Source organism: Kluyvera sp. Awk 3, assembly GCF_028069715.1.
GTDB lineage: Bacteria > Pseudomonadota > Gammaproteobacteria > Enterobacterales > Enterobacteriaceae > Kluyvera > Kluyvera georgiana_A.
Window position 1 is genome coordinate 1 of the sequence record NZ_JANEWH010000138.1, and the last position, 11,428, is coordinate 11,428.

General features: G+C 57.8%; 10 protein-coding genes. 4 read left to right on the forward strand and 6 right to left on the reverse strand.

Annotated features, from left to right (window positions below; all coding sequences use genetic code 11):
• Window positions 1-100: 100 nt before the first annotated feature.
• Complete coding sequence (locus tag NNN71_RS20620; RefSeq protein ID WP_167575635.1) at window positions 101-724, forward strand: hypothetical protein; 624 nt, start codon at window positions 101-103, stop codon at window positions 722-724.
• A 16-nt stretch (window positions 725-740) separates the two neighbouring features.
• Here the strand turns inward: NNN71_RS20620 and NNN71_RS20625 are convergent, their stop codons facing one another.
• On the reverse strand, window positions 741-1,697 hold the full coding sequence (locus tag NNN71_RS20625; protein WP_167575636.1) for an AraC family transcriptional regulator: 957 nt from the start codon (window positions 1,695-1,697) through the stop codon (window positions 741-743).
• 115 nt (window positions 1,698-1,812) lie between these two features.
• Between NNN71_RS20625 and NNN71_RS20630 the strand changes: the two genes are divergently transcribed.
• Entirely contained in the window at window positions 1,813-3,009 is a 1,197-nt protein-coding gene (locus NNN71_RS20630) for an MFS transporter (protein ID WP_249023140.1), read from the forward strand.
• Window positions 3,010-3,055: 46 nt separating this feature from the next.
• Here the strand turns inward: NNN71_RS20630 and NNN71_RS20635 are convergent, their stop codons facing one another.
• The 4 genes from NNN71_RS20635 to NNN71_RS20650 all read right to left on the reverse strand — a co-directional run bounded on the left by NNN71_RS20635 (window position 3,056) and on the right by NNN71_RS20650 (window position 8,545).
• On the reverse strand, window positions 3,056-3,376 hold the full coding sequence (locus NNN71_RS20635; protein ID WP_249023141.1) for an AzlD domain-containing protein: 321 nt from the start codon (window positions 3,374-3,376) through the stop codon (window positions 3,056-3,058).
• A gap of 1 nt (window position 3,377) precedes the next feature.
• Window positions 3,378-4,118: an AzlC family ABC transporter permease gene (locus NNN71_RS20640; RefSeq protein WP_223802775.1), complete on the reverse strand. Its 741-nt coding sequence runs from the start codon at window positions 4,116-4,118 to the stop codon at window positions 3,378-3,380.
• Between the two features lie 129 nt (window positions 4,119-4,247).
• Window positions 4,248-7,325, reverse strand: coding sequence for a beta-galactosidase (locus NNN71_RS20645; RefSeq protein ID WP_271459235.1), 3,078 nt, complete (start codon window positions 7,323-7,325; stop codon window positions 4,248-4,250).
• Window positions 7,326-7,468: 143 nt separating this feature from the next.
• Window positions 7,469-8,545: a LacI family DNA-binding transcriptional regulator gene (locus NNN71_RS20650; RefSeq protein ID WP_271459236.1), complete on the reverse strand. Its 1,077-nt coding sequence runs from the start codon at window positions 8,543-8,545 to the stop codon at window positions 7,469-7,471.
• Between the two features lie 189 nt (window positions 8,546-8,734).
• On the opposite strand from NNN71_RS20650, the gene NNN71_RS20655 reads away from it, so the two are divergent.
• Both NNN71_RS20655 and NNN71_RS20660 read left to right on the forward strand, forming a co-directional pair.
• Window positions 8,735-9,172 carry a hypothetical protein gene (locus tag NNN71_RS20655; protein ID WP_249023145.1) on the forward strand — a complete coding sequence of 146 codons (438 nt, stop codon included), beginning with the start codon at window positions 8,735-8,737 and terminating at the stop codon, window positions 9,170-9,172.
• Window positions 9,173-9,294: 122 nt separating this feature from the next.
• Window positions 9,295-9,927, forward strand: coding sequence for a helix-turn-helix domain-containing protein (locus NNN71_RS20660; protein WP_271459237.1), 633 nt, complete (start codon window positions 9,295-9,297; stop codon window positions 9,925-9,927).
• On the opposite strand, the gene NNN71_RS20665 is transcribed toward NNN71_RS20660, so the two are convergent.
• Window positions 9,914-11,146, reverse strand: coding sequence for an MFS transporter (locus tag NNN71_RS20665; protein ID WP_271459238.1), 1,233 nt, complete (start codon window positions 11,144-11,146; stop codon window positions 9,914-9,916). The two genes, NNN71_RS20660 and NNN71_RS20665, sit on opposite strands and share 14 nt — an antisense overlap.
• Window positions 11,147-11,428 lie beyond the last annotated feature (282 nt).

Below are 11,428 nucleotides of genomic sequence, written 5' to 3' on the forward strand. Positions count from 1 at the left end.
AAATAGCGCAGTCCAATTATGGACTTTAATTACATTGAAATGACATTTCATAATCGTTAGTGTTTTAATTGTAAAGTGTATTTCCAGGGGAGGGAAGAATATGAAGGTAGTCAGTTACAGTGATGACGCTTTTCTGAATTTTGGTATTCAGCAACTTCTTAACACGCCTCAAAAAGAGACGCGTGTCTGTCGAATAGGACACGTCGCTCTGGATTTCATCGTTATTCTCAACGACCTGGATATCACCTTGTCAGTTCAGCGGTTAGCCCGGGATGCACATCTTTTTTCCTGTAAAAACATCATGGTACTGACAGAGGTTGTCTCGCCTCTGATTATCGGTTACCTGCTGCGTAGCGCGAGTGGGTTGGTGGTGTATAACATTAAGAATAACCACAGCGAAATGCTAATTGATATATATTCGCCGGGAGTGAATAGTGAAGCAGAGAAGTCGCTCTATTTTTCGCTTTCCGATAATGAACTGTTTATTCTACTGGCGTTGAGCATGGGAATAAAGCCTGAACTATTGACGCGCATTACCGGTCGTTCAGAGAAAAGAATTAGCGCCATCAAACGAAATGTTATGAACAAGTTGGAAATAAGAAACGGTAAGGTTTTTTATTCGGTTATTAAGGCATTATTCATTCATGATGCAAATAATTCAAGCGACTCACGCGCGGCCATATTAACGGTAAAACACGAACAGCTATCCTCACGTGTATTATGATGGCCGGGCGTAGCAACTATACCTCTGGAGCAACCTCACTATTTTCGCGTAGTGCTCCCGGCGAATGCCCGACAACGCGTTTAAACGCACGACTGAACGCGGCGACTGAGCCATAGCCGAGTTTGAGCGCCACGGTCTCAATCGCCTGTTGCTCCTGGCCGATATACTGTACCGCCAGCCGCATGCGCAGTTCGCCCAGGTATTTCGCCGGCGTGGTGCCGGTCGCTGAGAGGAATCGTTCAGCGAACACCGAGCGCGAAGTACCGGCTTCTTTGGCTAAGTCCGCCACACTCCAGTTGATGCCGGGCTGCTGATGCATCGCGTAGATGGCGCGGCTGAGGCGTGGATCGCGCAGCACCTGAATCCAACCGGTGGCTTTGCCGCAGCCTGCTTCCACCCAGCCACGGACAATCAGTGCTGCTACGACATCCGCGAGACGGGCAAGGATCCCGGCAAATCCGACCTGGCGGCCCTGTGCTTCACGCTCCATGGCGGAAAGCAAGGGGTGGATTTCCGGCCAGGTCGACATCAGTCGGCTCACCATCATCACTTCTGGCATTGCTTTCACCAGCGGCTGCATGCCGCCAAGATCGAAATCCATACATCCACTGAATATAACCACGTTGCCACCGTCGGGGCAGGGCTGGCAGTGAATATCGCACACTGAACTGCAAATCGGTTCGCTGGGAAAGTCGGCGAGTGGCGTCACGATAGCGTGATCATCCGACAGTAGGGCGTGAGCATCGCCGTTGGGAATAAACAGCGCATCGCCGCTCTGTAGCTCGAAGCGCGCGCCGCTCTCGGTTCTTAAGAGCGCAGGGCCCTGGCTGACAAAGTGAAACTGCGCTTTGCCTGATGCCCGACCGAAAGCCACGCCAAAGGGCGAGCTGGCTTCAATACGGCGATATTTAACGCCGGACAGGCGCATTCCGCGCAGCAGCTCGCTGATTAAATCGGGGGCATGGTGGCTCATGGGCGCAACTCCGGACGAATTATCAATAATTGGAGATTATATGTCATAGATCGTCCAGGCGGAACTTTCTATGCTTTGCGACATATATCACATTTTCATAACGGGAGAGTAACAGATGAATTCATGCGTCGCTGAAAGCGGGTCTTTAGCCCCGGCCAAACCCGCCTGGCGTGCCGTATGGTCGCTTGGGCTGGGGGTTTTTGGTTTGATTACCGCCGAGTTTTTACCGGCCAGCTTGCTTACACCAATGGCGGCAAGCCTCGGCGTGAGCGAGGGCGTTGCCGGGCAAACGGTGACGGCGACCGCGCTGGTGGCGTTGGTGACCGGGCTGCTGATTACGTCGGCTACTAAAAGCATCGACCGTCGTTGGGTGCTGATGTTCTTTACCCTGCTGCAAATTGTCTCCAGTCTGCTGGTGGCGTTTGCGCCGTCGCTGCACGTGTTGTTATTAGGGCGACTGCTGCTGGGCGTGGCGATTGGTGGCTTCTGGGCGATGTCGACGGCGACCACGATGCGGCTGGTGCCGGCGAGCGATGTGCCAAAAGCGTTGTCGATTATCTTTGCCGGTGTGTCGATAGCCACCGTCGTCGCCGCACCGCTCGGCAGCTTTCTCGGAAGCCTGATTGGCTGGCGTAATGTTTTTATTCTTTGCGTGGTGCCCGGCGCGTTGGCGCTGCTGTGGCAGCTATGGGTGTTGCCGTCCATGCGTCCGGACAGCGGCGCGAGCCTTGGCACGTTGTTTAAAGTGCTGCGCCGCCCTGGCATGGTGGGCGGGCTGCTGGCGACCATTTTCATTTTCAGTGGCCATTTTGCCTTCTTCACCTACCTGCGCCCGTTCCTTGAAACGGTTGGTCAGGCAAGCGTGGAAACCATTTCGCTGATTTTGCTGGGTTTTGGCGTGGCGAATTTTGTCGGCACGTCAATCGCCGGGCATCTGCTGGCGCGGAACCTGCGCCTGACGCTGGCGTTGGTGCCGTTGGCAATGGGGATTCTGGCGTTGATGATGGTGGCCTTCGGTCATCTGGCGCTGCTGGACGGCCTGCTGGTGAGCCTGTGGGGATTTGCCTTCGGCCTGGTGCCGGTAGGTTGGTCAACCTGGCTTGCCACCACGGTACCGGATGAAGCAGAAAGCGCCGGTGGCCTGCTGGTGGCCTCTATTCAACTGGCCATCAGCGCAGGCGCGGCAGGAGGCGGGTTGGTTTTCGATCTTAACGGCGCCAGCGGCGTCTTTACTGCCAGCGGTGTGCTACTGGTGGTGGCGATGATGGTGGTGCTGGCAGGCGTACGGGTGAAAGCGCCTGCTGCGGAGTAACGCGACCGTAACAGGCGTTCTGTTGTCAGCAGAACGCCATGTTACATCAGGTGAGAAGGAAGCTGAGCCCGGTAAAGGCCACCATTCCGGCAATCACCGTGGCAAACAGGCTGCGGCTGAGTATGCCGATAAGCGTCGCCGCTGCCGCGGCGAGCAGCGAAATGCTCACCCCGCCGGGCGTGAGCGCCGGTTTGCCGATAAGCTCAGCGGCGATAATCGCCGACATAATGGCGGCCGGGATAAAGCTGAGCCACTGCTGTAGCGCGGGCGGCATGCGAAAGCGAGATAGCAAAAGAACCGGCACGGTCCGCATCAGCGCGGTCACCACCGCCGAAGCAATAATGGCGAGCAGAATATTGCGTTCCATTTTATTGTTCTCCCTTCGCGAACAAACGCAGTCCCAGCGTGGCAAGCGTTGCGGAAACGGACGCGGCGACAATCACCACCACGCTGGTGTCGGTATGGCCGGCCATGAACAGCGTAATCAACACCGAGACGGCGATAGCAACGGTCTCCAGCAGCCGACGACGGCTGGCGAACCACAACATCAGCACCAGGCCGATAAACATGGAGACAAGGCTAAAGCTCAATCCTTCCATCAGCGCGGGCGGCAGCGCGGAGGCCAAACCGGCGCCGACGATACAGGCGAGGATCCAGTTCAGCCAGGCGGCGACGTTAATCCCCAGCATCCAGGCAAACGGGACTTTGCTGTGCGCGCCGCCGTACTGCACCGCCACGCCAAAGGTTTCGTCGGTCAGCAGTAGGCCGCTGAGGATTTTTTGGACAGTGGTGTGCTCGCGAAAGAAGACGCTCATCGCCGAACTCATCAGCAGATAGCGCAGGTTGACCAGCAGAACGCTGATCACCACCGATGCCACCTCCGCGCCCGCGGCCCACAGCGAGTAGAATAAAAATTGTGCCGACCCGGCGTACAGCAGGCTGGCCAGTAGCGCCGTTTGCAGGGTCGTGAAACCCGAAAGTGTGCCGATAGCTCCGGCGGCAAAACCAATGCTCCAGTAGCCGGGGATCGTCGGAAAGCAGGCGACTACCCCGGCGCGAAACTGTGCTCTGACCTCGTGAGGCGCTGAGGCCGTTGTTTTCATCAACATCCATTCTTCCCGTAATATAAAGCGTGATAATCATAAGCGTTTGTAGGAATACGATTATCATATGGTGAGCTTTCGCGCACGCATAAAAAAATCCACGCGTCGGCGTGGATTTTTACGCTTACGGCAGGGCTAGCGACGCGCCCAGCGCAAACTGTAGTGATAATGCGACTGTTGCAGCAGATACTCTTCAGAAACGCTCGGGCTCCACGAGTCATCGCCGCCAACGCCCATATGGAAGCCATCAATATTCAGCCAGCTTCCGGCTTCTTCGACCAGCAGGTGCCGGTGTGAGGTGTTATGCAACTGAGACTGGCTATAGCGGCTGAGGTTGAACTGGAAATTACCGCGCCAGAGATTGGCGCCATATTCCAGACGTTGAGTACCGCAGCGCAGGCCGTTTTCGCTCGGGAAGACGTACGGCGTGTACATCTCAGCTAGCGGAAGCTGCCAGCGATCGTAGTGGGCCGACGCCTGACGATCGGGGTAGTTTTCATGCGGCCCCAGTCCCAACCAGCTGACCTGCGGCGCGACTTCCACCAGCTGACAGGTCAGGCCGATGCGTGCCGGAGACGGCGTGCCGCGGGCGACGTCAACATCCACGCTAATCTGCAATTCTCCCTGATTATCAACGGTGTAGGTTTTACGGCTGATAAACAGCAACTTACCGTGCGCCAGCCAGTGATGCTCGGAGCGGAGTTGTACCCTCTGCGATTCTGTCAGCGTATCGGCGCTCAGGCTGACGGTATGGCACGCCATGGTGTAATAACCGGCCGCTTTCCAGCGCTCAACCCAGGCATTGGGATCGATACGCGTCACTTCGCTGACGCCAATGTCGTTATCCAGCGGCGCGCGGGTGAATTGATCCTGGAGCGGCGTCAGCAGAACGTTCTGGCCGTGGCTGACCCACTGCGTCAGCAGGCCGCTGACACGATCGAACTGCCACTGCTGCTCGCCGTGGGCAATGAAATAATGGCTATCGCTTTGCGTCAGTACCGGAGCTTTGCCGCTGGTGACGACGGATTCCGCGTTAAGCAGACCCGGCAGTTGCCACTGCTCGCGGGCGCAGACGTGTCCGGCTTCGCTCCAGCGGGTGGCGGCGTTCTGCCTAACTTCGACATTCAGCCATACCTCGCCGCTGCGGGCGAACGACGGCAGATCGAGGGCGATCGTCTGTTTCCCCTGTGGCGCAATAGTCAGCGGCACGCTGCCGCTGGCAAGCGATTCCCCCTCGAGCTTCACCGTCCAGCACAGCTGCTCATTGTCGGTGGTACGGAACAGGTATTCGCTGGTGACTTCCAGCTGATTGTCGGCAAGCCAGCGGAACTGGAAAAACTGCTGGGCGTAACGCGCTTCATACAACGACGGGTGCGGGGTGCGGTCGGCGAACACCAGGCCGTTCATACAGAACTGGCGGTCGTTCGGCGTATCGCCAAAGTCACCGCCATAGGCGGAGAAGGTTTGACCGTTTTCATCGCGTTTGTTGAGCGACTGGTCGACCCAGTCCCAGATAAAGCCGCCCTGCAAACGGGGATACTGACGGAAAGCCTGCCAGTATTTATGGAAACCGCCAAGACTGTTGCCCATCGCATGCGCGTATTCGCAGAGGATCAGCGGACGGTTTTCATCCGGCATGCCGACCCATTTTTTGATGGACCATTTTGGCACCGCCGGGAACGGTTGATCCTGATCGACGCGAGCATACATCGGGCAGATGATATCGGTGGCGGCGCTGTTTGCACCGCCGCCTTCATAGTGGACAGGGCGGGAGGGATCGTTGGATTTGATCCAGCGATACAGCGCATCGTGATTATCGCCATGCCCGGACTCGTTACCCAGCGACCAGATAATAATCGACGGGTGATTGCGGTCGCGCTGCACCATGCGGGTGACGCGCTCGCTCATCGCCGGCAGCCAGCGAGGGTCATCGCTGAGACGGCGCATCGGCACCATCCCGTGGGTCTCAATATTCGCTTCATCCACCACGTACAGGCCGTAGTAATCGCACAGCCGATACCATTGCGGATGATTAGGGTAGTGGGAACAGCGCACCGCGTTGAAGTTATTCTGCTTCATCAGCAGGATATCCTGACGCATGGTGTCGATGTCCATCACCTGGCCGTTATCCGGATGATGCTCATGGCGGTTAACGCCGCGAATCAGCAGCGGCTGACCGTTCACTTTCAGCAGCCCGCCGCTGATTTCAACCTTTCTGAAGCCGGTGTCGTAGGCTTCCGCCTCAACCAGCGTATCGCCGCGTTTGAGCAGCACCACGGTGCGGTAGAGCGCGGGGACTTCCGCACTCCACAGCGCGGGCTGCGCCACCGGCAGCCGCAGCGTGGTACGATCGGTATAGCCGCCACGCTCATCAATGATGTCGCTTCCGAGCGGCTGCTCTGCTTCGCTCACCAGACGATCGTCCTGCCACAGCTGCACGGCGACGCGCGTGTCGCGGGTGATATCGCCTTCAACGATCACGGTCGCTTCCAGCGTGCCGCGGCTGAATTCGTCGTTGAGCTGGGTAACCAGTTGGACGTCGCTCAGGCGAGTCGTTGGTTTATGCAGCAGCGTAACATCGCGGAAAATACCGCTCATCCGCCACATGTCCTGATCTTCGAGATAGGTGCCGTCGCTCCAGCGCAGCACCATCACCGCCAGGCGGTTCTCGCCGTCAACCAGCAGCTCACTAAGATCAAACTCTGACGGCAAGCGGCTGTCCTGCGCGTAGCCGACCCACTGGCCGTTACACCACAGGTGGAAAGCGGAGTTGACGCCATCAAGGATAATGCGCGTCTGCCCGTCGCTCAGCCATTGCGGATTAACGTTGAATGTGAGCGAGTAACAACCCGTGGGGTTATCCTGCGGTACAAACGGCGGATTGACCGGAATGGGATAGGTGACGTTGGTGTAAATGGGCGCATCGTAACCCAGCATCTGCCAGTTGGCAGGAACCGCAATGCTGTGGGCGTCCGCCAGGTCGTGCTGCAACCAGCTTTCCGGTACCGCCTCCGGGCGCGTGAAGTAGCTGAACTGCCAGCGTCCATTGAGAAGTTGCCGTGACGCTGACACGGCGTCACGGCGGGCGTCATCGGCCTCACGCCAGCTGGAAAAGGGCGGATGGGCGGCCAACGCGTTGAGCTGGGTGACGGCGGGATTTTCCCAGTCGCGGCGGGCGAGTACGGCGGCCAAAGAGAGAGGTTGAGGGCTCATAGTGGTGGTTCCTTGATGTATTTGCGATTCGCTCACAATTTTAATTACTATGTGAGGATACCCGCTGCATGTAAAGGATCATCGCGGGAGAGGGTGAAGGCAATCACAAATCATGGCCCCGAAGGCGGGGCGCAGGAGAGCGGTTATTGCAGGCGGGCAACCTGCCGGGCGAGGCGAGCCAGTTCCTCTGCAAGCTGCTGCGGGCTGAGCGAATCAGATGGCGGTTGGGCGGTGGTTTTGCGCACCACCAGGCTGACCGGCAGTAATTCGGATACCGTCTCTTCTCCGTCGATCAGCGCCAGCAGACGCTCAATACTGACTTTCCCTAACGCCCTGAAATCCTGTTTGATGGTGGTGAGCGGCGGGGTGAAGCAGGCGCTATCTTCCGTATCATCGTAGCCCACCACCGAGACGGCCCCAGGAACCGGCAAACCGTATTCGGAAAGTGCGCGTAGCGCGCCCAGCGCCATCTGATCGTTTGCCACCAGGATGGCCGTCGGGAGGGTTCCCTCGTTAAGCAGCCGCGTAACCTGCTGGTAACCCGATAGCGAGCTCCAGTCGCCAAACATCACCGCCACCGGCATCAGTTGGTGTTCCGCCAGGCAAGACTGCCAGCCCTCCAAACGCAGACGCGCCGAAATGGAGCTTAGCGGGCCGGACAGCAGGGCTATCTGCTGATGACCCCGTTCGAGCAGATGATCGACACCCAGCTTCGCGCCCATCTGCGGGTCAAAAACAATATGGTGCGTGGTGGTTGACGGCGAGACATCCAGAAACAGCACCGGGATAGCGCCGCACAGCCGCACGATTTCCTGGGTGTGTTCTTCTTCCATGGGAATATTGACCAGAATGCCGTCAACGCGCTGCGACAACAGCTGGCTGACGGCGGCTTTGCTGGCCTCCAGGCCAGACTGTTCGGTCATGGCGATCACCACGTTAAATTGCAGTTCGCCCGCCCGCGACTTGGCGGCGGCCACAATCTGCGACGGCGCATGCAGCGCCAGATTGCTGGTGGCAAACCCCAGCGTATGGCTCAGTTTACCTGCCAGCTGCTGCGCCATGCGGTTGGGAATATAGTTCAGCGCATCCATCGCCGCTTCCACCTTGTGGCGCGTTTTTTCGGATACGTGGGCGGCCTGATTAATCACCCGGGAGACTGTCTGATACGAAACGTTAGCGTGCTCGGCTACGTCATAGAGGGTGACAGACTTCGCTTTCATGCCGGGATTCCTCGTCATTTATCATGGTGAAGATGACTGTCAGGCAGCCAAAAATCGTTGGCATATCATAGCATTTGTTCGCGGAAGGCGCACGGTGGCGGGGTTAACCTACCGACGCACGATTTAATATTGCCCGCTGTTTTGTCGCTTAAGGATTCTATCTTATGAGGGAAAAGTGGAACCTAAAAAATGGTCAAAGTCGTGTTATCCGTTGTGGTCTGTTTGCTGCTGAGCGGCTGCGCCACCATTGTCGGCGAGTCAACGCAGAGCCTGTATCTGGAAAGCGACCCGGTGGGGGCGCAGTTTGTTATCTCGGATAATCATGGGGTGGTGAGCGCGCGCGGCGTAACTCCGCAACGAGTCACGCTGCCTAAATCGGATAACCGCTATTTTGGCAAACTCACCTATAACGTGACTTTTCTGCACGCGGGTTATTATCCGACGCTGGTACCGCTGCAAACCCGAACCACCCACTGGTATACGTTCGGCAACCTCCTGTTCCTCGGCGTCCCCGGCTGGTTCCTCGTTGACCCCTTCAACGGTGGGATGTACGACATTTACCCGCAGCGCGTGAATGCGCTGATGCAGCCGTGCCCGCGCGGGCCGTGGCGCGATACTTGTGAATAGCATCAGGCGTCGTGATGGCCGTTGAAATCACGGATTATTGTTGTCAGATAGAGGCTTCCGGTGCTCGCGCGTCGCTGGTAAAGTGAGCGACGCATAATACGATAATCCGAAGGGTATCAACGGTGAGCGGGCGCATTGACTACCAGATTGAGAAATACCGCTTTACGGAGGCGACGGAAAGCGAACGCCTCACGAAACAGTGGGCCGATGTGATAGCGGAATGTCAGGCGAGCGGGGCGGGAGCGGAAGAGCGTCTGCGCATTGCCTTGCTGAATGTGGATTACGTCACCAGCTTCGAACTGCCTTTTCGGCTGCTGCTGACGCGCGCGCCGCAGCTGATCGCCAGCGTGCGCGATGAGCTCGCCCTGAATCAGAAAAGCGCGACCTTTAACGGAAAGCGTTTTGGCTGTGTCTATAGCCTGAAAAGCGATCTCGCTGGCGTGCCGGAAGCGTTTCAATACCATCTCTCCACCCGCATTCGCCGCACCGACGGGGCGGGTAACGGCGAAACGCCCTATCGCGAAATCGCCCAGCAGGTGAAACATCCGCGCGAACGCCTGCGGCTTGCGCTGGAAAACAGGCTGGCGGTGACGGCGCTGGATGGGTTGTTCTGGTTTGGCCTGCAACGCATCGCCGCCGATGTACAGCGGCTGCGCAAAACGGGGATGCGGATCGCCACGTCGGAAACGGACGTTTTTGATACGCTAACCGGCACGACGCGACGCGTGCCGGTTTATCAGCTTACAGCGATCTGACCTGCGCGGTATTCTCCAGCCGCCTGATTGCCGGAACCAGGCTGGCGCAGACGGTGGCGATCATCACCGCGATGCCGGCAACCAACAACACGTGGCTGTTGCCGTACTGCATTGCTAACGGCCCGGCAACCAGTTCACCGAAAGGGATGGCCACAAAAGAACCGACGGCGTCATAGGCATAAACGCGGGCGAGTTTTTCCGGCGGGATATGCGTTTGCAGTGAATGGGCCCAGGCAACGCCGAACCGACCAAACGCGACGCCGGTGAGAAAGAACGCCGCCATCAGCCAGGCGGCAGAGGCCGCCTGGCTGAGCAGCAAAATAGGGGCTGCGCAGAGCCCAACCAGTATGACGCCGATAAACAAATCACGGCGTGGCCGCCAGCGCAGGGCGATAAAGGTGCCCACGATTAACCCGACGCTTTCGGCCGCCACAATGATCCCCCAGTTCGCCCGGCCAAAGGTGGCGTCGGCTATCGCCGGACCAAGCACCATCACTATGCCGCTGAATGCCGCGTTGATAATCGTAAACTGAACCACGACTGACCACACCCAGGCACGACTGGCGAACTCTTTCCATCCCTCTTTTAAATCCTGCAGGATGTTACTTTGCGCGGCGCTGACCCTGGACGATGCCACGCGAATCATAAAGTACAGGGGGGTTGCGGCGGCAAAGCCCATGGCATCGATTGCCAGCCCCCAGCCGGGGCCGACCGAGCTGGCGAGGATCCCGCCAAGGGACGCGCCAATCACCGTGCCGCTGTAAATACCGAGCTGCACCAGCGCGTTGGCTTCGCGAAGATTTTTGCTGGGTACCGTCTGCGGGACCAGCGCCTGTGAAGCCGGTAAGGCGATACCGGCGGAGGCCCCGTTAAGCATGCCAAGCAGGGCGAGGCTTAATACCGTCGCATAGCCATCCAGCACCAGCCAGGCCACGATGGCCTGCGAGAGGGCGGCGACGCTGGATGAGTAAACCAGCACCCGGCTACGCGAGTAGCGGTCGGCCAGGACGCCACCGAGCAACAGAAAGGCGACGTTGAGAATGGAACGAGAGGCAACCACCATCCCCAAATCAGAAACGGTTCCGCCGATATCGAGAACCGCGAAGGCTAGCGCAATCGGCGCCATACCGTTGCCGAGGACCGTCAGCAAGCGGGCGGTGAACAGATAGCGGAATGCGGGGAAGTGATAGGCGCGAACTTTTTTATTATACGTATTCATTATGGCAATGAGTTCAGGGTTAGAAAGCGTTTAACAGACGGCCTGCGAGCGTTGAAGACGCAAGAATCAATAGGGTTACGCATAATATCATGTAATTTCGGTACGGAAGTGCTGATTTATCATCAACCTGCCGAGCACCGCCAGCAAGCCATCGGCATCGTTTTCTCTCAAATGCGCCATCACTGACCGGTAACGAGCTAATCAGCAGCAAGGCCGTCTTGTTCAACGCTCACTGTTTATATCATTAATCTCTTTTGGCTTTCTTTTGTTCACTATTTATTG